Origin of the sequence: Paraburkholderia sp. DD10, from assembly GCF_049177125.1 — a bacterium.
Classification (GTDB): Bacteria; Pseudomonadota; Gammaproteobacteria; order Burkholderiales; family Burkholderiaceae; genus Paraburkholderia; species Paraburkholderia terricola.
The window spans coordinates 74607-99789 of the sequence record NZ_CP185392.1 but is presented as its reverse complement, the minus strand read 5'-3'; the positions used below and the strand labels follow the sequence as shown (position 1 = coordinate 99789).

The following is a 25183-nucleotide window of genomic DNA, read 5'->3' as shown; positions in this document are numbered from 1 at the left end:
GGATGACGCAGGGGGCGGACATGGGACGAGCCCGTGGTCCATCGCTCGAGCGACTCAGGGCCATCCTGAAGCGCCAGACCAACCCCGGTTGGGGAAGCGACTATGAACCTGCCATACGAGCGGTTCGTGGGGAAGCCCCCAAGTTCTCCCATGCCTTCACACTTAGAAGCTGTTGCGAAATTAGTTAAACCAAGGCTTGAGGCGCGTCCAGCAAATCAAGGCGCAAGCTAACGAGAGGAAAGCCTCGTGGATATGGGCGTAGCGTTCATAGCGAATCTTCAGGCGTCGAAACGAGTGAAGCCAGGCAATCGAGCGCTCGACTTGCCAACGCGTTTTGCCGAGTCCGCTGCCATGGGGCGAGCCAATTTTTGCGAGCACGGGCGTGATGCCACGTTCGCGCAAGCGCTGCCGATGTGGCTCGGAACTGTAGCCCCGGTCGCCCTGAACGATTTGCGGCTTGTGCAGGGGACGTCCCCGTTTGCCCCGGATATGTGGAATGGCCTGGACCAGTGCATCGAGCTGCGTAATGTCGTGGCGGTTTGCGCCGGTCAGGATGACCGCGAGCGGGATGCCTTGCGCGTCGACGATGAGGTGGTGCTTGCTGCCGAGCTTGCGCCGGTCCGTGGGATTCGGGCCGGTTTTTTTCCCGCCAGCATGGCGCGAATTGATGAGCTGTCGACGATGGCACGCGTTAAGTCGATTTCGCCACGGCGGCGCAGTTCGGCCAGCAGCGTTTCGTGGATACGTTGCCAGACACCGGCCTTCTGCCATGCGACGAGCCGTCGCCAGCAGGCGGTGCCTGAGCCGCAACCCATTTCCTGCGGCAGCAGGTTCCACGCAATGCCCGAGCGCAGCACGAACACGATGCCAGTCAGCACTGCTCGGTCTGGCGTCGGTTTGCGGCCCGCGTACTGGCGATTGCGCGGTGCTCGCGCGGGCAGAAGCGGTTCGATGAGTGACCACAATTCGTCGTCTATGAGTTCTTTAGGCATTGCTTCCTGTCAGGCAAAACAAGACAAGAAGTTAACACCAAGTCAGAAAAGTTAACAGACCCAAAACTTAATTTCGCAACAGCTTCTTAGTGCGAGCAAGGTGCCGGGGCGCCATATTCACCTGCTATCACAGCAAGAAAGCTTCGCCGCGTTTCTTGGCCTTTACCACCCGAACGTCGTGGGACTGCAAGAGCAACGCGCGCTCATGCCTGACGTGAGCCCCCACCCGCTACATAACTTCCCGGGCGTTATCGCCGGCACGCTGTCGCCACTCAGGGGAATGATTGACGTTGCACAGCGCCTTGGTTATCTGGACAGGCTACCGCGGGTGTGGGCACCGGACACTGAATATGCGGGAGGCCGACGCGAATTGGTCTTTCCTTTCGTCGGAGACTTGCTTTGGGCAATCCGCGGGGACCGCGGCCGCTTCTACTGCGTCAATTGGTCGGTTAAGGATAGCGAAATCGCATTCAAGCGTCCGCTCATGACCGAGCGTTTCACTCAAGCACGCGAGCAACATCCGATAAGTGTGCTCCCGCGGCATGAGATGGAATGCACCTATTACGCGGATGCTGGAATCCGCACAATTCCTTTAGCGGCCGATGGCATCGACGAGGACGTTCGCTCAAACCTTCGTCACCTGTTTGGTCATCACAGCCGCATCGTAGAGCTTCCCGACGAAGAGCAAGAGGAGCTACTGGCCCGATTCCATCATTGTCTCGAGACAGGGGTGCCACCCATTGAATTGATTGTCCGATTGACCGGCGCGGGAAAGTACTCCGAAGATGATTGCAAGAACGTCCTGTTTCAGGGCATCTGGTTTAGGAAGCTTAGAGTAGACCTCTTCCGGCCCATCTTGATTAATCGACCGCTGAAGCCGGAGACGCAAGACATTCTTGTCAGATACGCCGACTGGTTTTCGGAGTCACCGTGCTAACCGGCGCGCAAATCGGATCCCCAGATGGATTTGGCCCGCTGCGCGAGGGAACCATCTACTATTTTTTAGGAAATGTTAAGCAGCCCAATCTTATTGCGCTCGCTTACTTCGATTGGACTAAGCCTGGACAACCACTCTCTCTCGCTTTCACGATGGAGCGTGACGAATTTGAAAACGGGTTGGCTCTTGGGAGAATTGTCGCTTCCAAACGCGACCAAGATTTGCCGCCATGGCTGGCGCAACTAGACGGCACGCACTTCGACAAGCGTGATGCCGAACGCCAAAAAGCAAAGAGGCCGTATCGAGACTACGTCGATTCCCGGCTCTTACACATCCAGCCAGCCGTAGACAATCTTGACGAAATTCTTTCGGCTGAAAATGTTCAGTCTTCCATCAATGCTTGGGCAAAGCGTTGCACGCCGCGACAAAATGAGACCCGGTTCCGGACATGGCTTCTCAGTTACCTTTGCTTTGGACGCAATCTCTGGACCCTGTTACCGACGTTCCACCGCTCTGGTTGCTGGGACAGAGAAACACACGCAAGGCAAAAGCAAGGAGCCGCATCCCTAGCTTACGGAAAGGGACACGGCTATAAGATGACCCGCGAAATGTCCGAACGTTGCGTGAAGGGTTACTACAAGTTCGTCTTGCAAGGCAAGCTGATGACCCATATCTACTCGGACACGATGAACAAGGTGTTCGGGTGCATATCCATTACCGGACGCTCCAACGCCAAAGAATTCCACCATCCACAAGGAAAGCCGTTTCCGAGTTTAAGACAGTTTCGGTATGCAGTCGAAAAAGCCATTGGAGTCGAAACAGTTCAATTGAACCGCTACGGGTCGACGCGACACAGACGAAGCCTTGCACCTTCCCAAGGTCGATTCTCTCAAGACGTAGCTTATCTGTTAGAGAAAGTAGAGTTCGATGCCTACTTCACCGAAGAAAGGCCACGCGGATATTTGGAAGGCAGCGTCTTGCCCCCGTTATGTGTCGTGGTAGCACGTGACGTGCTGTCTGGAGCAAAGGTAGGCATTGGCTTTTCTTTCGGGGCGGAGCGGATGACTGCTTATCTGATGGCATTGTTCAGCATGGCCGTCCCAAAAGGCTACTTCTTGAGTCTCTTTGGGATTGAGCTTGAGTCCGATATGTGGGAATGCGAAGGTCTGCCGCCCCATTACAAGGTAGACCGCGGCGCGGGCTCGAGTGAAGCCCTGATTGCATCCGACGAGGACCGACTGCCCATCCGAAACATGACACCCGCGTATGCAGGGCAGTCGAAAGCGACTGTGGAGTCTTCGCATCCTCGCAAGTGCAAATCCGAGGGTGAACCACACTACATAGCAAGCAACTTAACTCCCGTCGAGTTAGCGAAGCGAGAGATATACGCACTTATCCGATACAACCATACAGCGGATATGTCGGCGCGCATGCCAATGGATAGGGAACTGGCCTCTGTTTTGCCGACACCTCATGAGTTGTGGAAATACTATGCAGGGAAACTACGTAGTTCAGGGATACCGATGAGCATCCCCAATGCGGTACGGGCATTCCTGAGACAGGTTCCCATGACGGCCAAGAAAGACGGTGTCTATCTCGATGATAGGAAATACAGTTCGAACGAACTAAGAGCGTGCGGGCTGCTTAATCGGGTTGCGCGCTCATCTCAAGGAAAGATGCCCATTGACGGCTATATCTTAGACCTCTGCCTTCGGCACGTATGGGTTGAGGTGGAGCGCAAAATTATTCAGTTAGATGCACAACTGCCAATTCGCGACGACCCTGAGCTGCTTTTCGTATCCATCGCCGAGCTCCGCGAGTGGAACGCCGCACGGGCGAAAGTCGGCTCGATATTCAGGGAACACAAGGTAGCTGCCTATGCGGATTCGTTGCGACGATTCGAGACCGAAACTGGGAAGAGCTGGGACAGCGGGACTCGCAAGCCTGGTCGTGCCAAAAAGACTCCTGCGGCTCGTCAGGAGGCACGTGAGGCCAATCAACATACGTCCAAGAGGAAATCGGCATCATGACCACTATTGAAACCCCGTGGGTTAACCGCTTTACCGCACTCATGAATCTCGAAGTAATCCGTGACCGGGTGGAGGTGCGGCCCGAGCCCATTCCCAACTTAGGCAATATGGCACAGCTAGAGGCGTGCGAGCGCGTTGAAAAGGCTCTACAGCGAGTGTTCTATCCTAGCACTCAGTGCCTAGGGTTTCTGTTGCAATGGGTGAGGATAGCGTGGGCTCACAGTCTCGAAATGTACGAGAACCATCGCGTCTTTGTGCAAGGAGTGTATCAACACGAATCGCCGCTTCCGGAATTTTGCTTCCCCTGGTGCCTGACAGGCCTCGCTGGTACGGGAAAAAGCGCGTTACTCAGCGCACTTTCACGTCTCATGCCGCAACCCAGCACAGTGATAGCTTCCGACGGGACTGAATTCCCACTGGTGAGCTACCGAGCAATCACGGTGCGCGCATGTAGCACGCCCAGAGACATCCTTACGCAGTTCGCTCAACGCGAAAAAAGTGCCCGGCTATTGTCAGAGTTCCTTCGTCGATTGGCGTACAGGGACGGCTGGGCACTCGTATTGCAAGATGAGTTTCAGTTCGCCACACAGAGTGAAAAAGCCAGCACCCGGGTTACGCAGATGATTTTGGCAATGTGTTACATAGGAGTTCCAGCTATCTACATTGCAAACTACAGTTTGCTGCATAAGCTTAACGCGCGCAATCAGGAGGAACGACATCGTTTACTCGGGAAGGTTAAAAAACTACATCCAGATGCCCACACTAGCGAGGATTGGCGAATCCTGCTTAGTTGGTATCGGGACATTGCTCCAGACGTGTTCACCTTCGACCCTGAAAGTGACGCCGAGGCGATACATATTTTGACCGCAGGTGTAAAGCGTCACGTCGCATCGCTGCTGGGAATTGGTTTTTCATTGGCATTTTCGAAGGGCGGAGTTGTCGATTACTCAGTCTTGGAAAAGGCTTATCAGAGCCAAGGATACGCGACGTTCCGCGACGATGTGGAAGCTCTCCCTAAACTGTATGGTGCGTTTCGCAATAGTCGCAAGGACCTCTGGTGCCCGATTGATGCAGTGGTGAACCCGAGCGAAGACGTGTACTGGCAACGCCAACGGCAGACGCGCGCGGACAACAAAGCGTTGGACGACTCCATGACTGTCAACGAACGCAACGCGCTGGCCGGGCTATCGAAGAAACCCGTGGCCTCTTGCATCAAGCGGAGCGAGGCAAAGGTTGCTTTGATGCGTACCAAGAAAGCTGATGCCGAACGGCTCCGAGAAAACAACTCTTGGTTTTCAGACAAGCTGTAGTGCTCGCCGCCCCGTAACGTCGCATAGCTTGATACGTGTAATGCGCAGTCACTAGCTGACTTGGCCTGGCCACCACGTAAAGCAGCGAGGTCTCGCCGAAACCAATGTTGGCCGAGCCGCGACAGACTTTCACGTAATATTTCGATGCGCGCCCTACGGCAAAGAGGGGTTCGACAGACTTTCGGCACAGTTTGTCAATTTTTGACCGATACTCAATTTACGGACGGCGCGCTCATCGGAGCTGACACTTCGTCTCGGGCTTCGACAGCCTTAATTGTTTCCTATCACAACTGCGCGCGTTCACCGCCATTGCCGAGCACGGCAGCATCCGCGCGGCGTCGCGAGCGCTCGGCATCGCGCAGAGCGGCATCACGCAGCAATTGCAGAACCTGGAATCGATGCTGGGCGCGACCTTGTTCACGCGCACGAATCGCGGCATCGCGTTGACCGCGCTCGGCCAGCGCCTGTTGCAGCGGGCCGGCGCCATCATCGGCGAATGCGAGCGTGCGGAGCAGGAAGTGCGGCAATTGCGTGGCGACTACATCGGCGAGGTCACCTTCGGCATGACCACCGAGCCGCTGGTCGACGCGTTCGCGCCGGTGCTGATGGAATTTCGCTCACGCTTCGAGCGGGTCGCGGTGCATCTGCGTACCGGCACCTCGCGGATGATGATCTCGTGGATTCGCGAAGGCTCGCTCGACTTCGCGGTCGCGCTGGTGTCGAAGCACACCGATACGGCCGATCTGTCGGTGACGCCGCTTTATGCGTCGGATCCGGTGATCGTTTGCCGCCAGGGTCATCCGAAAGCCGGTGCGACGTCGCTGGCCGAACTGGTCGATTGCACGTGGGCGGCGACGCGCTCGCCGAATCTCACGGACGATCCGCAAATCAACCGGCTCAGTCATCTGTTTGAAAGCCACGGCCTGCCGCCGCCGAAAATCGTCGCGACCGTGGAAGGTTTGTACGAGACGCTGCATCTGGTCGGCGCGACGGATTGCCTGTCGCTGGAAGCGTCGGTCGTCGCGAAACGCGGGCCGTTCGCAAGCACGCTCACGTCGATCGATGTGCGCGAGCGCGCGGTCGAACAGAACGTGTGCCTGCTGCAACGCGCGGCCATTCCGCTCACGCCCGCCGCGCAGGAACTGGCGACGATGATTGCGTCGTACACGCGCACCGTGCGGGCGCGGTGAGTGCCGGCTTTAATGCCTTATGTTGGTCGAGTTCAAAACTCGACCAGCGCGAAATCTTCCTTGCCCACGTCGCAGAGCGGGCAGCGCCAGTCGGCCGGAACATCCGCCCAGCGCGTGCCGGGCGCGATGCCTTCATCGGGCAGGCCCGCGGCTTCATCGTAGACCCAGCCGCAGATCACACAGACCCATTGCTTGAAGTCATCCGCCGAGGCTGCGGTTTCGCCCGCTGCATCCGGCGCATCGGCTGCTTGCGATGCGGGCGTCTCATCGAGGCTCACCACGAGCGGCGCGGCAGTGCCCGCGCCACTTTCCGCAAGGCGCGCTTGCAAGCTCTGCAGCAACCGCTGCGCTTCGGCCCGCGTCAGATCGATCCAGTAGGGATCGCCGGCGCCGTCGTTGAGCCGCTCGGGGGAAAACTGGATCTCGACGGCTACGCCCTTCTTGTACATGGCAAATCGGAATAGCGATGAAGCCGGCAGCGCGTGCCGGCGTGCGTCTTAAGCGTGGACTAGAGCAGCTGATTCAGCAGGATGGAAGCAATCAGGCCGGCGGCGCCGATGATGCCGAGCACTTGCAGCAGAGTGAGGGATTTGCGGGAGGCGGTGGGGATGTGTTGCGTCGTCACGAGGTGTTCTTGAAAAATGAGGAAAAGCGAAATGGTACACGGGCGCGCGGCTTGCGGATGTCGAATGGCGCAAACCTTCACGCATGAGATGCCATTATCGCTGCCCGAAGGTGGCCGAAGGTGGCCGATTGCCTACCGAACGGAGATGGATTAATTCATCGCGGGGTGCAAAGTTCGCTGTCGTTCGCTTATGCGCGATTGCCGCTATTCATTGCATTGGCGTGGCGCCGCGGCCCGCGGCGCCGAAACCACCTATCAGCTTTTCGCCAGCGGACTGCCCTGACGCGAATCCCAGAAGCGAATCACGGCGGTATCGCCGGTGCCGGCGCCCACCCGTTGATCCGGCGCGCCGCGCTCGCGCAGCAAAGCCCGCAGTTCGTTGATAACCGGAAACACCTCGTGATTCCAGTCGGCGCCCTGTAAATCGTGCGCGCGCTGTTCGGCTTCGACGATCTCGCGGTCTTCCTTGAAGATGCGCTCGGTGAACCACACGAGCAACGGCCACGCGAGATTCAGCACACCGGGAATCCCCGGCTTGCGGATCGACAGCAGCCCGAACGTGCGATTGGTGCGCTGCTCGCGATCGAGCGGCACGTAGACGATCCACAAATCCATCACCAGCGTCTGCTCCGACGTGCGGATTTGCAGCGTCTGATACGGATACTCGGTGCGGATCGTCATGACGTCCTTGTCGTTGTCGCCGCCGGTCTTGCGGCTCTGGCCGAATACGATCGCCTCGCCGATCGGCTGCTGGCCGGCCATGCGCGCGAACGTGTAATCGACCTCGACCCAGCCGTCGCCGTGCCGCCGCCCCAACGAACGCGCGCGCATCTGCCCCATTTGCCGGCGATGCAGGAACTGATGGTTCATGTCCATCAGGTTCTCGTGCATGAACGAGTAGTGGCAATTCACCGGACGGCCGAAACGGCGCGTCTTGTACTTCTTGTCCGACACCGAGCCGAACGCGGGCAGCGGCCTTTCATCGGCCAGCTCGGCATTGCCGGGGAACACGAAAATCAGCCCCTCGACTTCGCGGCATGGATAGGAACGCACGCCGTTCGGCAGACGCTCGCGGCCCAGATACGGCACGTCGATGCACTTGCCCGAGCAGTCGTAGGTCCAGCCGTGATAGCCGCAGCGAATCGACTCGCCATCCACCACGCCCTGATGCAACGGCACCTGACGATGCGCGCAGCGGTCTTCCAGCGCGAACACCTTGCCGCCCTCGGTGCGCGCCAGCACGATCGGATCGCCGGCGAACGTGACGCCATGCGTCTTGCCTCGCTTCACCTCATGCGACCACGCGAGCGGATACCAATAGTCAGGGTGAATACCGACGCGGCGCAGATCGCGCACCGGCGCCTGATTGGCCGCCTGACCCGGCGCGTGGGCGTTCGCGGGTGCGTGGGTGGAATTCGGCGCGCCCGCATGAGCGAGCGTCGCGTCAGCCGGTGCATCGACCGCATCTTGTTCGAGCGGGGGAACAGCATGCATAAACGGAGCCTCCGTGCACGAGCGGGTAGAAGGTTGCCGCCCTGCTAGTCGCGGGCGGCATCGTCGCACAGTCTACTCGAACCGGAAGCGGCATGGGGTCGATGCGGACCGCGCGGGCCAGCCTTGGCCGCGCCTGCTTCTGGCGCGAGCGCGTCGGCCTGCCGCTTTGCGCGCCGCCACGAACGCGCGCCGCGGCGCGCTCTGGTCGCCCGGCGCGGGAGCGCCAGGCATCGCGCTCCGGGTAGCGGTATCGTGTCGGCATCGCCCGTTTCCACTCGAATCGTCCGCTTATGCCTAGCCGTTCCAACGCCGCCTTCACCGCCTTGCTCGCCGCCGCCCTGTTCGGCGCGACTACCCCGCTCGCCAAGGCGCTGCTCGGCTCGCTGTCGCCGTTTCTGCTCGCCGGCCTTTTCTACCTGGGCAGCGGCATCGGTCTCGCCGCGGTGATCCTGGCGCGCCGGCTCAAGGCAAGCGCCGCCGCGCGGCAGAGCGATGGTGGGCATTTTCCGTTGCGCGAAGTGCCGTGGCTCGCCGGCGCGATCGTGGCGGGCGGCGTCGCGGGGCCGGCCCTGCTGATGCTGGGTCTGCAAACCACGCCGGCCGCCACGGGCTCGCTGCTGCTGAACCTCGAAGGCGTCTTTACCGCGCTGATCGCGTGGATCGTGTTCCGCGAGAACGTCGACGTGCAGGTGTTCCTCGGCATGGCCGCGATCGTCGCGGGCGGCGTGGCGCTGTCGTGGCAGCCGGGCGCGGCCGGACTGCCGCCCGGCACGCTGCTGCTGGCCGGCGCATGCGCGTGCTGGGCCGTCGACAACAATCTCACCCGCAAGGTGTCCACCCACGATGCGATGTTCATTGCCTGCGTGAAAGGACTCGTGGCCGGTTCGGTCAACGTCGCGCTTGCGCTCTCACTCGGCGCCGCCTGGCCGAATGTCCCGACCCTCGCGCTCGCGATGCTGACCGGTTTTGCGGGCTATGGCGTGAGCCTCGTGCTGTTCGTCGTCGCGCTGCGCAATTTCGGCACCGCGCGTACCGGCGCCTATTTCTCGGTCGCGCCGCTGTTCGGCGTGACCTTGTCGTGGCTGCTGTGGCCGGACATGCCGCCGCCGCTGTTCTGGGTCGCCGCCGCGCTCATGACGCTGGGCGTCTGGTTGCATATCCGCGAACGGCACGAGCATCCGCACACGCATCACGCGCTGGATCACACGCATCGGCATCGGCACGACGCGCATCATCAGCATGAGCACGACTTCGCCTGGGACGGCAAAGAGCCGCACAGCCATCCGCATCGGCATGCACCGATTACGCACACGCATGCGCATTTTCCTGACATACATCATCGTCACACCCATTGATTTTCCGCGTCACCGCGTGGCTCGCGCGTTTGCCGCACTGCAAGACAAAAATCTCTGTGGAATGAGTCCTGCGATAGACCGATTCAATTTGCATCGCCGCCGATCGCATCCTCTAATGACTGCTGGTGTCCGAGCGTCCTGGTGTCCAACCCGCCTCCCTTGCGTGGAGAAGTCCTATGTCACAACCCGAGCCTAACGTTGACGAAGTGGTGAAAAGCATCGCCGAGGAAACCGACACGCCCCCGGAAACCGTCTCGAAGATGTACGCGGACACGCTCGCCGACTATCGGCACGACGCCCGCGTGTTCGATTACGTGCCGCTCTTCGCGGCGAAGAAAGTGCGCGACCAATTGCGCCACGGTTCGAATCGCAAGCACTGACACGGCGGCGCGCGGAGACCACCGCCTGCCCGATTGGTGTTTGCACCAGGCTGGTTCATTCGAGTGCCGATTCGCACGAACGCGCACCGATTCTTTATTTTCCGCTGCTAGACTCTGACCCGGAACCATCGACTCGGGGGAGCTGGTATGCGAGTGACAATCGTAGGCGCGGGCATCGCCGGCTTGAGCACGGCGTGGTCGCTCGCAAAACTCGGACACGACGTCACGCTGATCGAGCAAGGCTCGATTCCCAATCCGCTCGCCGCGTCGGGCGACCGGCATCGCATGATCCGCCGCGCATATGGCGATGCCGATGGTTATGCGCGCAACCTCGCCGAGGCATTCGATAGTTGGGATCTGGTGTGGAACGACCTGGGCGTGTCCCACTATGCGAATTGCGGCGTGCTCGGCATTTCGCAATACGCGGGCGATGGCGCCGAACGATGCCGCGCCGGCCTCGACCGGATGGAATTCGAATACGAACGGCTCGAACCGCGCGAAGCAGCCGAGCGTTATCCCTTTCTCGACCCCGAGACGTTTCGCTACGGCTACCTCGATCGCGAAGGCGGCGTGCTCTTTAGCGAACGCATCGCGCGCGACATGAAAGCGTGGCTGAAGATGCGCGGCGCCGATATTCGCATGCACGTCAAGGCGCTTTCCGTCGATCCGCATGGCGCTTGCGTGCGGCTCGATGATGAGACCGTCGTGCGCGCCGACCGGCTCGTGGTTGCTGCCGGTGCCTGGACGCTGCAACTGTTCCCGGAGCTTGCGGAAGAACTCGTGACCTATCGCAATGCCGTCGCGTATCTGGAACCGCCCGCGGATCTGGAGGACGCGTGGTCGAATGCGCCGGCGATCGTCGATATTGGCGGCGATAGCGACGGCTATGTGCTGCCGCCCGTCGATGGCGTCGGTTTGAAAATCGGCGCCGGCGTGCATAAGGTGCGCGCGCCGGACCCTGACGTCGATCGTGTGGCGGGGCCCGGCGAGGGCGACAGCTTGCTTAGGCTGTTTGCGCCGCCGTTCAGTCGGATCGACGAATATACCGTTGCCGAAGTGAAAACCTGCGCGTACACCTTCACGGCGGACAAACGCTTCTTTTCGAAACGCATCGGCAATACGCTGGTGGTGTCGGCATGCTCGGGCCACGGTTATAAATTCGGCGCGGCGGTGGGGCGGCGCGTCGCGCAGGCCTTGGAGACGGGTGATGATGCGATGCTCGCGCGGTGGTTGAGAGCGGAGAGGGTTTAGGTCATGGTGGCGGGGCGTGTTGGCGGATCAGTCGGCGTACCGCGAAACGCATGCGCTTTGTGCGGCTCGATGCCCGCGTAGTTGAGCGTGAACCCCGGCGATAGTGGCTCCAAGTTTCCAGCACATGCTGGAGCTAACAATAGCGCCGCAAATTTCTTATGCTGTCGGAGCTAAAGCCGTCGCCTGGATACCGCCAGGCGCGAAGGCGCTGAAGGGCGCAAGGAAGCGTTGAGCGCGACCGTCTACGTCTGCGCCCGCTCAATTCGCCCTTGGCAGAAGCATGCGGCGGCTGCCCGCCACCATCACCCACAAGGAACCGCGCTGATGTCCGACTCGATTCAAATCCGCCCCGCCACGCCCGACGACTTCGACGCATGGCTCCCGCTCTGGGACGCTTACAACGCGTTCTATGGACGCTCCGGCGAAACCGCATTGCCGCGCGAGATCACGCTGATTACGTGGGGCCGTTTCTTCGACGGTTATGAGCCGATGCACGCGATGGTCGCCGAACGCAACGGCCAATTGCTCGGCCTCGTGCATTTTCTGTATCACCGTCACACGACGATGGCGGGACCGACCTGTTATCTGCAGGATCTCTATACGCTTGAAACCGAGCGCGGCAAAGGTATCGGCCGCGCGCTGATCGAAGCGGTGTATGCGCGGGCGAAGGCCGACGGTGCGCAACGCGTGTACTGGCAGACGCATGAGACCAATCAGACGGCGATGAAGCTTTATGACCAGGTTGCTGAACGGTCGGGGTTTGTGATTTATCGGAAGGGGTTGTGATTGACCCGCACCCCAAAAGTCGAACACCGATCCGATCTTTGGGGCGCAGTTCACCACCAACGCCTTCGCGCCGAAAACATCAAGCCTCCAACTGCTCCAACACCTTGCCCTTGGTCTCGATCCCAAGAAAGTGCACCACCACCGCGGCAAGAAAAGGCACCGCCGCCAGAACATAAAACGCCACCTGCAAATTGCCGCCGATCATCGTCTTCGACACGATGGCCGGCGCGAAGATCGCCGCCACCTTCAGCCACGCGCCGCCGATACCGCAGCCCGTCGCTCGGATACTGGTCGGATACAACTCCGGCGTGTACACATAAGCCGTGATAAAGCCGCAAGCGAGAAAGCCCAACGAAAACGCACAGAACGTCGCGACCACATACACCGACGATTCATGAAACACGCCTGCCAGCAGCAACGAAAGCGTGCACGCAAGGAACGACAGGTTGATGATCGGCTTGCGCCCCACCTTATCGACCAGCAACGCGCAAGTCAGCGAACCCAGCACGCCCAGCACCGAAGCCGCCACCGCCAGATTCAGCGCCAGTTGCAGCGGCGCGTGATAAACCGTGCGATAGATCGTCGGCAGCCAGGTCGAGAGACCGTATTGAATGAACCCGCAGGTAATCCACAGCATCGCCACCGCCAGCGTGCGCTTCAAATAAGCCGGGCCGAACAGATCGCGCATGCGGCGCTTCGGATGGCGATTCGCCATTGCTTCGAATTCGGCGGAATGGGTCACCGGCGGCAGCGGTCCTTTCGCGGTGCGTTCGAACGCGTGCACGGCGGCGTCGGCATCGGCCATGCGTTCGCGCTCGGCGAGCCAGCGCGGCGATTCCGGCACCAGCTTGCGCAATACGAAGAACAGAATCAACGGCATGCCGCCGATCCAGTACATGGCTTGCCAGCCGAAACGCGGCACGATCCACGCACCCAACGCATTGGAAGCCAACAGGCCCACCGGAAACACGATCTCGTACAACAGCACGAAACGCCCGCGGCCATGCGCACGGCTGATCTCGTTGATATACGTCGCGGCCACCGGCAATTCGCCGCCGAGTCCCACGCCTTGAATCACGCGCAACGCCACGAACGCCGCGAAGGTCGGCGCGAAACCGCACGCAATACTGGTGATGCCGATGATCCCCGAGCTCAATGCAATCGCGCGCACGCGGCCCTTGCGCTCGGCGTACCACGGAAACAGGAATGCGCCGAGCAATTGGCCGACCGACCCGGAGCCGATCAGAAAGCCGATTTGCCACGGCGTCAGATGCCACTTCGCGATCAGGACCGGCAGCGTGGCCGCGATCGCGATCACGTCGAAGCCGTCGAAGAACGTCGCGAGCCCGATCAGAATCCGCGCGCGCACCTGCATCGCGTTCCTCGGCAGGCGCTCGAGCCGCGCGATGATCGAGCCCCGGGTCACAGGGCCGGAGACACCGGCGCTGCTGCGGTCCCCCATGATGTTGTCGATGGTTCTCATGCCGTTGTCCCGTCCGTAGGTGTAGTTAGGCAAGCGCCGTGGTGGCGTCGGTCAGTGTGGCAAGGTCGATGGTCCGGCCTTGGTTCATCCACTTGCGCGAAAGCTTCAGTTCGCGTGGATTGTTGATGGCGATCACGCCGCGAATCGCGTTGTCTTCCAGATGGAAAAGCGTGGCGTGCTTGCCCGGCAGGTCGCCGCGTACAGCCAGTTGCGCGTCGCCCGGAATGTCGCCGAGAATTTGCAGATTCACGTCGTACTGATCGGACCAGAACCACGGAATGTCCGCATACGGTTCGAACGCGCCGAGCAGCGCCTTCGCTGCGGCGATCGCCTGGTTCTGCGCATTGGCCCACGATTCGAGCCGCACGCGGCGCTTGAGCCACGCGCTCGGATGATTGGCGACGTCGCCGCACGCGAAAATGCGCGGGTCGTCGGTCGCGCCGAAATGATCGACCACGATGCCGTCTTCCACCTTCACGCCCGCGGCTTCCGCCAGCGCCGTGTGCGGCGTGAGACCGATACCGGCGACCGCGAAATCGGCATCCACGGTCGAGCCGTCCGCGAATGTCGCGCGGATGCGGCTGGCGTCGTTCGGATGATCCGCGATCGACACCAGCGATGCGTGCAAACGCACGTCCACGCCGTTCGCGCGATGCAGGTCGAGCAGGAAGTCGGACACCATTGGCGGCAACGAGCGGGCGCACAGACGCCGCGCGCCCTCCACCACGGTTGCATTCACGCCGAGCTTGCGCGCGGTGGCCGCGACTTCGAGACCGATCCAGCCGCCGCCCACGACGAGCACGCGCTTGCTGGCGCGCAGCCGTTCGCCTAACGCGACGGCTTCGTCGAGCGTCCGCAGATAGGCGATGTGCGAGGTCTTGACGAGCGAGTCCGGCAAGCGGCGCGCCGCGCCGCCCGTGGCGATCACCAGACGGTCGTATTGCACTTCACGGCCCGCTTGCGTGCGCACGATGCGTTGCTCGCGATCGATCGACGTCGCGCGATCGGGTTGCCATGCCTCGACGTTGAGCGCGGCGAAATCGTCGGGCTTGACGAGCCGCACCGTGTCGATATCCGCCTCGCCCGCCAGCACGGCCTTCGACAACGGCGGGCGCTCGTACGGCAGATGAACCTCGTCGGCGATCATCACGAGGCGGCCGTCGAAGCCTTCCTTGCGCAATGTCTTCACGACCCAACCGGCCGCCTGGCCGCCGCCGATCACCACGATGGTGCGCGGCGCTTCGAGTCCGGCGTGCGCGGCCTGGGCCTTTTCCGTGGCAGCGTCAGTCATTTTTGCGCTCCGTCATGAACTTGCCCTCCGGCGCTTGCGCGTTTTTCTGGCGACGCGTATTGCCGTCGATGCCGCCGTCGATCGCCCATTCGGCGAACACGGTCGGGCCGGGTTCGAAATCGCGCGGCTGCCATTCGGGCGTGAGCTGGTCTTCGTCGGCGTAGTACTCGATCAGGCCGCCGGCCGGATTCTGGAAGTACCAGAAGTACGCCGACGAAACCGGATGACGTCCCGGCCCGAGTTGCGTATCCCAACCGCAACGGCTGATGTGCATGCCGCCGCCGAATACTTCGTGGATATCGCGCACGGTGAACGCGACGTGATTCAAACCGCGTTTGCCGCCCGGCAGCGCCAGCAGGAAAATATCGTGGTGGCCGCCGTGCGGCGCGCAGCGCATGAATGCGCCGCGGCCCGGATAGCGATCCGACGTCTCGAAGCCGAGCAGGTCCTGGTAGAACTTTTCCTGTTCCGCGAGACAGTTCGTGAAGAACACGACGTGACCCACTTCGACCGGTTCGGCACGCTCGTAAATCGGCGACGGTTGATCGACGCGCAGCGTTTGGCCCCATACGTTCGAGGGCGAACCGTGAATATCGAGCACCCGTTTGCGAGTCACTTCCACGCGAATCGCCATGCCGTTCGGGTCGATGCAACCGACGGCGTCGCCGGTTTCGAAGTGGCCGGGCTGGCCGGCGAAGCGGCCGCGCAGTTCGTCGAGTTCCGCTTGCGTCGCGACGCCCCACGTCACTTCGCGCAGCGTCGGCCCTTCTTCGAACGCGGGCGGCAGCGAGGGATCGTTCGCATCGGCCACGAGAACCGTGCAGCCGTTCAGCGTTTCGAAGCGCGCATGCGTTTCATCGTGCGCGACTTCCTTCAAGCCCCAGTCCGCGAAAAAGCGGCGACAGGTAGCGAGATCCGTCACGCCGTAAATAATCTGTTCAATGCCGAGAATCGTCATAACGTGCCTCTTGCGTATCTTGCGTATCTTGCGTCTTCAATTCGCCCACGCCAGCGGCGCGTCGTTCAAGCCCCAGTAGAGGCTCTTCTGCTGCATGTATTCGCGGATGCCGAGACGGCCCTTCTCGCGCCCCATGCCGCTCTCTTTCCAGCCGCTGAACGGTGTGGAGATCGAGAACAGCTTGTAGGTGTTGATCCAGATGGTGCCGGCTTCGAGCGCGCGGGCGACCCGGTAAGCGCGCTTGTAATCGCGCGTCCAGATGCCGGCGGCGAGACCGAATACGCTGTCGTTCGCTTCTTCCAGCAGCGACGCTTCGTCGTCGAACGGCATCGCGACCAGCACCGGGCCGAAGATTTCTTCCTGGCAGATGCGGGCGTGATTCGTGAGGCCTTCGAGAATGGTCGGCTGAAAGTACGTGCCTTGCTCGCGGCCCTCGCCGACCGGACGCTCGCCGCCGCACAACAAGCGGCCGCCTTCCTCCAGGCCCAACGCGACGTATCGCTCGACCGTTTCGCGATGCGCCGCGGTAATGAGCGGCCCCATCTGCGTTTCCGCACGCGACGGATCACCCACGCGCAGCTTGCGCGCGCCCTCGACGAGACGCTTCATGAACGCGTCGTAAATCGAGCGCTGCACGAACAGACGCGATCCCGCGATGCACGCCTCGCCCGACGAACTGAAGATGCCATACAGCACGCCGTTCACCGCATGATCGAAATCGGCGTCGTCGAACACGATGGTCGGCGACTTGCCGCCGAGTTCGAGCGACACCGGCATCAGCTTGTCCGCCGCAATGCGCGCGATGCCGCGGCCCACTTCGGTGCCGCCCGTGAACGACACTTTCTTCACCAGCGGATGACGCACCAGCACGTCGCCGATCACCGAGCCCTTGCCCGGCAGCACGCTCACGACGCCCTTCGGCACACCGGCTTCCTCGCAGAGGCGAGCCAGCGCCAAAGAGACCATCGGCGTCACTTCGGCGGGCTTCAACACCACCGCATTGCCACCGGCCAGCGCCGGCGCGAGCTTTTGCGCATCCGATGCGATCGGCGAATTCCACGGCGTAATCGCGGCGATCACGCCGATCGGTTCGTAAATGCTCATCGTCAGATAGTCGCCGCGCGAGGGCGTGACTTCCTCATCGAGCGTTTCGAGGCATGCGGCGAAGTAGCGGAACGTGTTGGCCGCGCTTGCCACCAGCACACGCGTTTCACCGATCGGTTTGCCGTTGTCGCGACGCTGCAATTGCGCGAGCGCTTCGTGACGCGCCATGATCAGATCGGCGATGCGGTACAGAATCAGCGCACGCTGATGCGGCTTCAAGCCCGACCAATCCGCCTTGCGCCACGCGGCGTCGGCGGCTTCCACGGCTTCGCGGGCGTCGTCGGCATTGGCCGTCGAGATTTCCATGTTGACCGACTGATCCGCCGGATACAGGCTTTGGTAGGGCTTGCCGCGCCCTTGCCGCCATTCCCCGCCGATGAAAATATCGCCGCTAGGCACGAGACGGGTATCGAAGTGAGTCATGTCGGTCGTTCCGGTTTGCTTCAGCCAGGGTCTTAAATCACGCAGCGCGCCGCGCGATTGCGCAACGCACGGATCGCGCTGTACGCGGTCAACGCGGACGTCTTGGGGTTGTCCGGAAGCGGCTTGCCGCACATTTCCAGCGACATTTCGCCGAATGCGCCGCGCGCCACGATGCGATGCACGTTGCGCGTCACCTTCGGATCGGCGATCAGCCGCACCGAGGTGTGGTCGAGACCGAGGCCGGCCAACGCAATCGTTGCGGCGACGTTGGCGTTCTTCGGGTACAGGCGCGCCGCTTCGCGTGCGCTGCCTTCGAAGATCACCTGCTGTTCGCTTAGCGCATGCAGATCGCAGACCTGTTCCGCGGGCGTGCCGAGCCAGCCGGTGGGCGGCTTGCGCCCGGTGTACAGCACTTCGTCGAGGCCGCCGAGCCTGGCCGCCGCCAGCGCATCCATGCCGCCGATCGCGCCGGAGAGCAGCGTCAAGGTTGCGTCGCCTTCATCGGCGGCGGCGGACAACGCGTCCAGCAGCATCATGTCGGAGAGCGCGCCGATCGACGCCACCGCGCAGTCCGTGCCGCCTCTGAGCAACGGCACCACGTGATCGATCAACGCGCCATGTCCCGCGCATTCGAGCGCGAAGTGCGGCTGGCTGCTCAATGCGGAAACGGACGCCACCACATCCACGGATGCGCCCACCACTTCGCGCACCGCCGCCATGTGCCGCTGCGGCACGATCACGTGCGACACCCGCACGGCCGGGTCGGCTTCAACCGAGCGGTACACCGCCTGGCCGATCGCGCCGAAGCCGATCATGGCGACATCGACGGGAGCGTGGCGCCCGGCGTAATCGGCCTCACGCATGCTGCGGCTCCTGTTCCTTGACCGGCGGACCGGCGAACGCGCTGGCGAACGAACCGACCGACAGCATGTCCACCTCCACGAGCACGGGGCCGGTTTTCGCCATGCCCTCGCGAATGATCTCCTCGGCCTGATCGAGCGATTGGATGCGGTAGTGCGTGAGCTTCAGGCTCTTGCAGAACTGCGCGAAATCCGGCTGGTGCAGATCGACATAGCAGCGGCGGCCGCCGTATTGCGCGTCCTGAATGTTGCGGATCACGCCGTAGCACTGGTCGTTCATCAGCACGATCATCACGTTGGCGTTTTCCTGCACGGCCGTCGCGAGTTCGCCGACGTTCACCATCAAGCCGCCGTCGCCGACGAGGCACACGGTTTTCGCGGCGCTGCCCGCGAGCGCCGCGCCGATGCCCATCTGCATGCCCTGGCCGATACCGCCGCCGAGCGCGTGAACGCCCGCGCGCGGCGAGAAGATCTTCAGCATGCGGTTGCCCCACGTGCTGTTCGAGATCGTCACGTCGCGCACCCAGTTGTAGTCGCGGCCCACGGCCTTTTGAAGCGCGTCGACGAGGCGCTTGTACGGGCCGAGCCCTCGCGCCACATCGGCGAGCGCGCTTTCGCGCGCCGCCGCGAGATCCTGTGCGAAGGCCGGATCGACCTTCACGCGCCCTTCGAGCAGCGTCGCGAGTTCCTCCAGCACCGCCGACGCATCGCCGTGCACGAACATGTCGTTGCGGTAGCCGCGGTTGTCGGCGAGCGCGTCGGCGTCGATGCGATACAGCGGCTGCGGCAGCGCGAGCCTGTACTTCAGCGTTTCATTGCCACGCAGACGCGAACCGACCACCAGCAGTGCGTCGCACGTCTTGTAGAAGCTTTCGACCGCGGCATGCACGTTGAAAGCGCCGAGCGTTGCCGAATGATCTTCCGGCAGCACGCCGCGGCCCTGCACGCTGGTCACGACGCCAAAGCCCAACGCGACCATGCGCTCGACCGCCGCGCGTGCATGGCGCGTGCCGCCGCCGAGCCACAGGAGCGGACGTTTCGCCTTCGCCAGTTGCTCGGCGAGTTGCGCGACGCGCTCGCTGGAATGCGTGAGCGTGCTGACGTGCGGCGCGGCCAGATCGGCGGGCCATTCGATTTGGGCGGCCTGAATGTCGATGGGAATCTCGACGCTGACCGGGCCGCTCGGCGCGGTTTGCGCGACGCGCACGGCTTCGCGGATGGTCGGCAACGCGGTTTCAACGGAACGCACGCGAAACGCGGCCTTCGAGATCGATTGCAGCATCGACAGTTGGTCCGGCGCTTCGTGGATATACGCGAGATCTTTATCGAGGTATTCGGTTTCGATCTGACCGGTGATGTGCAGCAGCGCGGTGCCCGCGGTCAATGCTTCGACCATCGCACCCGCTGCGTTGCCCGCGGCCGTGCCCGTGCTGGTGAACGCGACGCCGAGTCCGCCGGAAACGCGCGCAAGACCATCGGCCATATTCACCGCGCCCGCTTCGCCGCGCGCGCCGACGTAGCGGATCTGGCCGCGTTGATGGATCGCGTCGAGGATCGGCATGTTGTGAATCGAGATCACGCCGAATGCGGTATGCACCCCGCACTGCTGGAGAAAAGCGGCGATCAGTTCGCCGACGGTGGTTGTGTTAGACATGTCGTGCAACGCCTCCAGAAACATCGATGTGGCTGCCCGTCGTATAGGACGACAGCGTCGTAGCCAGATAAAAGAGCGCTTGAGCGGCTTCTTCGGGTTTGCCGAAGCGGCCCAGCGGAATGTTTTTCTTGCGCGCCAGTTCGGCGGTCCAGTCGTCCCAGCTCTGGCCCGGCTGCGCCTCTTTCGCGTAGCGGCGGCGCCATTGCCCCGATTCGACGATGCCGATCAAAATCGAATTCACGCGGATGCGTTGCGGCGCGAGTTCCGCCGCGAGCGACTTGATGAGGCTCAGCACGCCCGCACGTGCCGACGATGTCGCGACCATGTGCGGTTCCGGTTGCAGCGCGAGCAGCGAGTTCACGCACACCACCGAAGGGTTGGCCGCGTCGCGCAGCATCGGCAGGAACGCGCGAGTCGGGCGGATCACGCTGAAGTACTTCAGATCGAGCTCTTCGCGCCAGGCTTCGTCGGTGGTGTCGGCGAAGGTCGACACGCGGCCCTGGCCCGCGTTGTTCACCAGCATGTCGGTGCGGCCGAAGCGCGCTTGCACGGCTTGCGCGAACGCGTTCACGTCGCCGGCATTCAGTACGTTGCAGGCTTGCGCCAGCAGTTGCGCTTGCGGGAACCGGGTGTTCAGCGCGGCTTCCGCTTGCGCGAGACGTTCGGTGTCGCGGCCGCAAATCGCAACCGATGCGCCTGAGCGCAGAAACAGTTCGGCGGTTGCGAGGCCGATGCCGGACGAACCGCCCGTCACCACCGCGACCTGCCCGGTCAAATCGATTTCAATCATCGGAGCCCCAATGCCTTCATGTATTTGCTGCCCGCATCCGGCCCGCTCTTGGGCCGGTGATTGAGCCGCTGCGAGAGTTCGCCGGCGGCGCGGCGGACCTTGTCGATCAACCCGCTGTCGAGCAGCGACGCGCCGATCTCGTGGCGCGGAATCGTTGTCGTGATCACGGCGACGATGCGGCCCGTGTCGTTGCGCACCGGCGCGCTGACCACTGAAATGCCGCGCTCGAACGACGACTCGCTGATCGCGAAACCGCGCCGTGCGTCGTCGCGAATGCGCTCGTATAAATCGTCGACGGTAACGGGCGTCTGTTTGGTGAAGCGTTCGAGTTCGGGCTCGGGATAGAGCTTCTTCAACTCGTCGAGCGTCATGTCGCCCATCAGCACCTGACCATGCGTCGTGGCGTGAGCCGGCAAACGGGTGCCGACGTTGACCTTCACCGAACTGAAAATCGGCGCGTGGCTTTGCGCCTTGGCGACGAACACGACGTCGCGTCCATCGCGAATCACGATATGGCTGGTCAAGCCGGTTTCGTCGCGCAAGGCTTCGATGATCGGCAGGCCGAGGTCGGTCAATTCGAGCGAGCTCAGATATTCGAAACCGAGCCGCAGCACCGCGACGCCGAGGCGATAGTTGCGGTCCTTATCGGCGCGCTCGAGAAAGCCGAGCGATTCGAGTGTTTGCAGCAGACGGAACACCGTCGTGCGAGGAATCTTCAGGCGCTTCGATAGTTCCGGTGCGCCGAGAACGGGCTCGCGCGGCGAAAACTCCGTGAGAATCCTCAGGCCGCGTTCGAGACCGGGCACGCGATAGCCGGTGTCATTGTTGGTATCGCTGTCGTTGCCGATGCGGTCGTCGTCCGCAGCGCGGCTGACGTTCGTTGTGTCGGGCAGGTCGGGCTTCATTCATTGGCTCCGTTGTCCGTCGCTCGCGCGGCAGAACGTGTCGATGATCGCGGTGTACGCGGCGGGTGCTTCGATATAGCCGGCGTGCCCCGCGCGTGGCACGACTTGCAGTGGGGTGCCCGCCGCCAGTGCGAGTCGTTCGCAGGCTGCGGGCGTCGTAATGGTGTCGTCGGCGCCGACGGCCACGTTGACGCGGCCGCTGTAACGCACGAGGTCGGCGGCGAGATCGGCGTTGGCGAGCAGATGGGTCGCCTGGGCGTAGCCATGCGGAATCACGCGCGACATGTTCCAGCGCACCCACGCGCGCGCTTCGTCGCTCGCGTAAGCGGACAACATAGCGGCGCTGCGTTTTTCGGCGAGTCCTTGCGGGCCCAACGCCTCGATCATCGCGAGGCGTTGAGCGCGTTTCGTCTCGCGTACCGCCGCGGATGCCGCGCCATAACCGCCCGCCGGCGACAGCAACAGCAAACCGGCCACACGCCGCGGATACGTCACGGCGAACGCACCCGCGATGATCGCGCCGAGTGAATGGCCGAGCAGCACACAATGTTCGATGCCGAGCGCGTCGAGCCATTCGTTCAATACCGCTGCGTAATCTGCGGCCGCGGGCGATTCAGGCGTGACCGGCGTGGAGGCGCCATAACCCGGCGCATCCCACGCAATCACGCGGCGCGTGTCGCCGAGCGTTTCGAATTGCTGCACCCACGAAGCCACGCCCGAACCGATACCGTGCAGCAACACGAGCGGCAGCGCGTTCGTTGCGGCGCTGTTCGCTTCGCGATAGCTCACCGCGCGTCGCGACGCGAGCCAGATCTGCCGCGCGGGAAAGCGCGCAAGACGGGCTTCGAGCGGGGCGTTCTGATCGGCGGTAGCGGACGGGACTGCGGACATGGTTTCCTTCGCGAGTGAATACGCACTATGTTGACGGCTTAGCGCTTGAGCGCGGCCAACGGCGAATCCGGCGGATACGTCGGCGTGACCGGCTTCGGCGAGCCGAGCATCACGCACATCAACGCGTCTTCCTGGCCGATGTTGATTTCCGTGCGATACACGCCCGGCGGCACCGAAATCAGATCGCGTTCGCCGAGCACGGCTTCCCACGTTTCGCCGTCTTTCTCGCAGATCACTTTCATCTTGCCGCGCATCACGAAGAAGATTTCCTCGACGTCCATGTGGATGTGGCTCGGGCCGATGTTGCCGGCGGGGATCAACATCGTCGAGAACGTGAAGCCGCCCGCGGGCACCGTGTTCACGTCTTTCGCGACGCCGGTGCCGCCCGTGCCGACATAGCGCATTTGCGCGCGGCGATACTTCGGGTCGTAGTCGGCCTGGAACTTCAGCGCGTCCCAGTCATAGCGACGCGTGGCGAGCCGCGCGACGCGGCTGTCCAGCCACTGGGTAAAGGTCTTGTCCGCGGGTTGGTCCCACGATTTGCGTTCGATATCGACATCCGCCATCTCTTTCTCCTTTCGATTCGGCAAGATCAATTCATCACGAAGCCGCCGTTGACCGGCAGCAACTGGCCGGTCACGAAGCGCGCGGCGTCGGACAACAGAAACAGCACGGGCCCGGTTACGTCCTCGGGCAGTTGGGCGCGCGCGAGCGCGCGGCCTTGCTGGTAGTACTGGTGACGCTCGGCGGGCACGTAGGCGGTGGCTTCCACTTCGGTGAGGCCCGGCGCGACCGCGTTGACCGTCACGCCATGAGCGCCGAATTCGCGCGCGAGCGAACGCGTCATCGAAATCACCGCGCCCTTGCTCGCGACATACGCGAGCAGTTTCGGCGCGCCCCATACCGCCGTATCCGACGCGATGTTGACGATGCTGCCGCGCCCCGAGTCACGCAGATAAGGCAGCGCGGCCGTACTCATCAGCCAGGTGCCGCGCACGTTGACGTTCATCACGGCGTCCCATGTCTCGACCGACAATTCGTCGGCCGATTTGCCGCCCGAGTTGGTGATCGCCGCGTTGTTGATCAGCGCATCCAGACCGCCGAGCCGCGCCGCGCCCTGCTCGGCGAATTGCCGGATGCTGGCGGGCTCGGCGAGATCGAGCGGCAGATACGTGACCTCACGGCCCTGCCCGTTGAGCGATGCGGCGAGCGCTTCGCCTTCGTCGTGCAGCACGTCGCCGAACACCACGCGCGCGCCGGCTTGCACCAGCGCGCGGACGAACGCCGCGCCGAGACCGCGCGCGCCGCCCGTCACGAAGACGCGCCGGCCGTTGAGTGCGACGACCGCTTCGTCATGCATGGCTGTGGCCCGTGGCAGAGGTGGCGGACGCGGCGCCGGCCGCTTGTTCGCGGTAGGCGTCGAGTTCGGCGAAATGCTGTTGCGCGCGCTGGCGCAGCATGCGGCGCACACGCGTCACGCCGACGTCGTGTTGATAAAGGAATTCATGTTCGCGCGCGTTCGGCGCCATGCTTTCGAGCACGTAGCGGTCTTGTTCGAGCACGGCCCAATGCAGACCTTCCAGCCGGTTGCGGTACAGGAAGCGCCACGCGTCGCGCTGCCAGCCCGACACCTTGCGAGCGCGCCAGAAGTAAACCTGGCAGTTGTTTTCGTCGACGGGCACGGCGAAGCCGACGATCCCGAAGCTGCCGCCGGGGCCGAACTTCTTCTGGTACGGAATCGCGAGGCGCATCCACAGCGCGCCGGTTTCGCCGAGTTCGACCCAGTCGAAGTTCACGTCGCGCTGGCCGATCTTTTCGAACATCAGGCCGGTCTCGGTCTTGCGCACGCGCATGTCGGCCTGCTTGTCGCCTTCGGCCATCGAATGTGACGTCGCGTGCAGATACGCGCCGTGCATCGGGTCCATCACGTTGTCGATCGCGTACTGGTAATTGCACTTCCAGTTCGACATGCACACGAAGTTCGCGTATTCGTCACCGACCAGTTCATCCGGCAACTTGAGCGGCGCGGGTTCCTTGTGCGCGTCGTCGCCGAACCACAGGAAAATCGCGCCGGCGTGTTCTTCGACCGGATACGACTTCACGCACTGCTGGCCTTCGAGCGGGCAGTTCGATACCGCCGGCACCTTGACGACCGTGCCGCCGCCGTCGACTTCGATGCCGTGATACCAGCACGCGACGCTGCCGCCGAGATTCCAGCCGAGCGACAAACGCGCGCCGCGATGCGGGCAGCGGTCTTCGAGCGCGCGGACTTTGCCTTCCTTGTCGCGCCACAGCACGATCTGGTCGCCCAGTCGCGTGATGCCGATGGGCGCGTCGCCGACTTGCCAGCTCGGTGCGACGGGATACCAGTAATTGCGCAAGCCTTTGTCCAGATAAGACTGGATCGGATCGGCCGCGCCCTGAGTTGTATTGGGGGACGTCATGAAAAGACTCCGGATGCGAAAGCGGTGAGA

23 protein-coding genes are annotated in these 25183 nt (G+C 62.6%); 8 read left to right on the top strand and 15 right to left on the bottom strand.

Going from position 1 to position 25183, the window contains the following annotated elements:
- Positions 1-180: 180 nt before the first annotated feature.
- Positions 181-992, bottom strand: a protein-coding gene (locus tag ACOCG7_RS00500) for an IS5 family transposase (RefSeq protein ID WP_114161924.1) whose coding sequence is annotated in 2 segments (ribosomal slippage) — positions 181-653 and positions 653-992 — 813 coding nt in all. Because the reading frame shifts where the segments join, the coding sequence is not laid out codon by codon here.
- Positions 993-1197: 205 nt separating this feature from the next.
- On the opposite strand from ACOCG7_RS00500, the gene ACOCG7_RS00495 reads away from it, so the two are divergent.
- The 4 genes from ACOCG7_RS00495 to ACOCG7_RS00480 all read left to right on the top strand — a co-directional run bounded on the left by ACOCG7_RS00495 (position 1198) and on the right by ACOCG7_RS00480 (position 6459).
- Positions 1198-1929 (top strand): hypothetical protein, encoded by a 732-nt coding sequence (locus ACOCG7_RS00495; protein WP_421376312.1) that lies wholly within the window; start codon positions 1198-1200, stop codon positions 1927-1929.
- Positions 1923-3959 (top strand): hypothetical protein, encoded by a 2037-nt coding sequence (locus ACOCG7_RS00490; protein WP_421376310.1) that lies wholly within the window; start codon positions 1923-1925, stop codon positions 3957-3959. The genes ACOCG7_RS00495 and ACOCG7_RS00490 overlap by 7 nt, the downstream gene beginning before the upstream one ends.
- The gene (locus tag ACOCG7_RS00485) at positions 3956-5269 is read left to right on the top strand and encodes a hypothetical protein (protein WP_421376308.1); all 1314 of its coding nucleotides are present in this window, start codon (positions 3956-3958) and stop codon (positions 5267-5269) included. Before ACOCG7_RS00490 ends, ACOCG7_RS00485 begins: the two co-directional genes overlap by 4 nt.
- 290 nt (positions 5270-5559) lie before the next feature.
- Entirely contained in the window at positions 5560-6459 is a 900-nt protein-coding gene (locus tag ACOCG7_RS00480) for a LysR substrate-binding domain-containing protein (RefSeq protein ID WP_421377653.1), read from the top strand.
- Positions 6460-6491: 32 nt separating this feature from the next.
- Here the strand turns inward: ACOCG7_RS00480 and ACOCG7_RS00475 are convergent, their stop codons facing one another.
- Positions 6492-6908, bottom strand: coding sequence for a rubredoxin (locus ACOCG7_RS00475; RefSeq protein WP_073429697.1), 417 nt, complete (start codon positions 6906-6908; stop codon positions 6492-6494).
- Between the two features lie 431 nt (positions 6909-7339).
- Complete coding sequence (locus ACOCG7_RS00470; protein ID WP_083081925.1) at positions 7340-8578, bottom strand: aromatic ring-hydroxylating oxygenase subunit alpha; 1239 nt, start codon at positions 8576-8578, stop codon at positions 7340-7342.
- 290 nt (positions 8579-8868) lie between these two features.
- Between ACOCG7_RS00470 and ACOCG7_RS00465 the strand changes: the two genes are divergently transcribed.
- From ACOCG7_RS00465 to ACOCG7_RS00450, 4 genes are all read left to right on the top strand, one after another.
- On the top strand, positions 8869-9933 hold the full coding sequence (locus ACOCG7_RS00465) for a DMT family transporter (protein WP_421376306.1): 1065 nt from the start codon (positions 8869-8871) through the stop codon (positions 9931-9933).
- 176 nt (positions 9934-10109) lie between these two features.
- Entirely contained in the window at positions 10110-10313 is a 204-nt protein-coding gene (locus tag ACOCG7_RS00460) for a DUF3562 domain-containing protein (RefSeq protein ID WP_073429693.1), read from the top strand.
- A gap of 147 nt (positions 10314-10460) precedes the next feature.
- Positions 10461-11564, top strand: coding sequence for an FAD-dependent oxidoreductase (locus ACOCG7_RS00455; RefSeq protein WP_154872427.1), 1104 nt, complete (start codon positions 10461-10463; stop codon positions 11562-11564).
- Positions 11565-11888: 324 nt separating this feature from the next.
- On the top strand, positions 11889-12350 hold the full coding sequence (locus ACOCG7_RS00450) for a GNAT family N-acetyltransferase (protein WP_421376303.1): 462 nt from the start codon (positions 11889-11891) through the stop codon (positions 12348-12350).
- 79 nt (positions 12351-12429) lie between these two features.
- On the opposite strand, the gene ACOCG7_RS00445 is transcribed toward ACOCG7_RS00450, so the two are convergent.
- The 12 genes from ACOCG7_RS00445 to ACOCG7_RS00390 are packed head-to-tail and all read right to left on the bottom strand — an operon-like array spanning position 12430 to position 25153.
- On the bottom strand, positions 12430-13833 hold the full coding sequence (locus ACOCG7_RS00445) for an MFS transporter (RefSeq protein ID WP_421376301.1): 1404 nt from the start codon (positions 13831-13833) through the stop codon (positions 12430-12432).
- A 25-nt stretch (positions 13834-13858) separates the two neighbouring features.
- Positions 13859-15124 carry an NAD(P)/FAD-dependent oxidoreductase gene (locus tag ACOCG7_RS00440; RefSeq protein ID WP_083081917.1) on the bottom strand — a complete coding sequence of 422 codons (1266 nt, stop codon included), beginning with the start codon at positions 15122-15124 and terminating at the stop codon, positions 13859-13861.
- Positions 15117-16082 carry a VOC family protein gene (locus ACOCG7_RS00435; protein WP_421376299.1) on the bottom strand — a complete coding sequence of 322 codons (966 nt, stop codon included), beginning with the start codon at positions 16080-16082 and terminating at the stop codon, positions 15117-15119. Before ACOCG7_RS00435 ends, ACOCG7_RS00440 begins: the two co-directional genes overlap by 8 nt.
- A 36-nt stretch (positions 16083-16118) precedes the next feature.
- Positions 16119-17609 (bottom strand): aldehyde dehydrogenase, encoded by a 1491-nt coding sequence (locus ACOCG7_RS00430; RefSeq protein WP_421376297.1) that lies wholly within the window; start codon positions 17607-17609, stop codon positions 16119-16121.
- A 32-nt stretch (positions 17610-17641) separates the two neighbouring features.
- Entirely contained in the window at positions 17642-18472 is an 831-nt protein-coding gene (locus ACOCG7_RS00425; protein WP_421376295.1) for an aspartate dehydrogenase, read from the bottom strand.
- Positions 18465-20123, bottom strand: a complete 1659-nt coding sequence (locus ACOCG7_RS00420) for a thiamine pyrophosphate-binding protein (protein ID WP_421376293.1) — start codon at positions 20121-20123, stop codon at positions 18465-18467. Before ACOCG7_RS00420 ends, ACOCG7_RS00425 begins: the two co-directional genes overlap by 8 nt.
- Positions 20116-20913 carry an SDR family oxidoreductase gene (locus ACOCG7_RS00415; protein ID WP_083081910.1) on the bottom strand — a complete coding sequence of 266 codons (798 nt, stop codon included), beginning with the start codon at positions 20911-20913 and terminating at the stop codon, positions 20116-20118. Before ACOCG7_RS00415 ends, ACOCG7_RS00420 begins: the two co-directional genes overlap by 8 nt.
- Entirely contained in the window at positions 20910-21818 is a 909-nt protein-coding gene (locus tag ACOCG7_RS00410; RefSeq protein WP_227470504.1) for an IclR family transcriptional regulator, read from the bottom strand. The genes ACOCG7_RS00415 and ACOCG7_RS00410 overlap by 4 nt, the downstream gene beginning before the upstream one ends.
- Positions 21819-22709: an alpha/beta fold hydrolase gene (locus tag ACOCG7_RS00405; RefSeq protein ID WP_083081908.1), complete on the bottom strand. Its 891-nt coding sequence runs from the start codon at positions 22707-22709 to the stop codon at positions 21819-21821.
- A 38-nt stretch (positions 22710-22747) separates the two neighbouring features.
- On the bottom strand, positions 22748-23275 hold the full coding sequence (locus tag ACOCG7_RS00400) for a cupin domain-containing protein (RefSeq protein ID WP_073429682.1): 528 nt from the start codon (positions 23273-23275) through the stop codon (positions 22748-22750).
- A gap of 26 nt (positions 23276-23301) precedes the next feature.
- Positions 23302-24069, bottom strand: coding sequence for an SDR family oxidoreductase (locus ACOCG7_RS00395; RefSeq protein ID WP_421376289.1), 768 nt, complete (start codon positions 24067-24069; stop codon positions 23302-23304).
- Positions 24062-25153 (bottom strand): Rieske 2Fe-2S domain-containing protein, encoded by a 1092-nt coding sequence (locus ACOCG7_RS00390; protein WP_421376287.1) that lies wholly within the window; start codon positions 25151-25153, stop codon positions 24062-24064. The genes ACOCG7_RS00395 and ACOCG7_RS00390 overlap by 8 nt, the downstream gene beginning before the upstream one ends.
- Positions 25154-25183 lie beyond the last annotated feature (30 nt).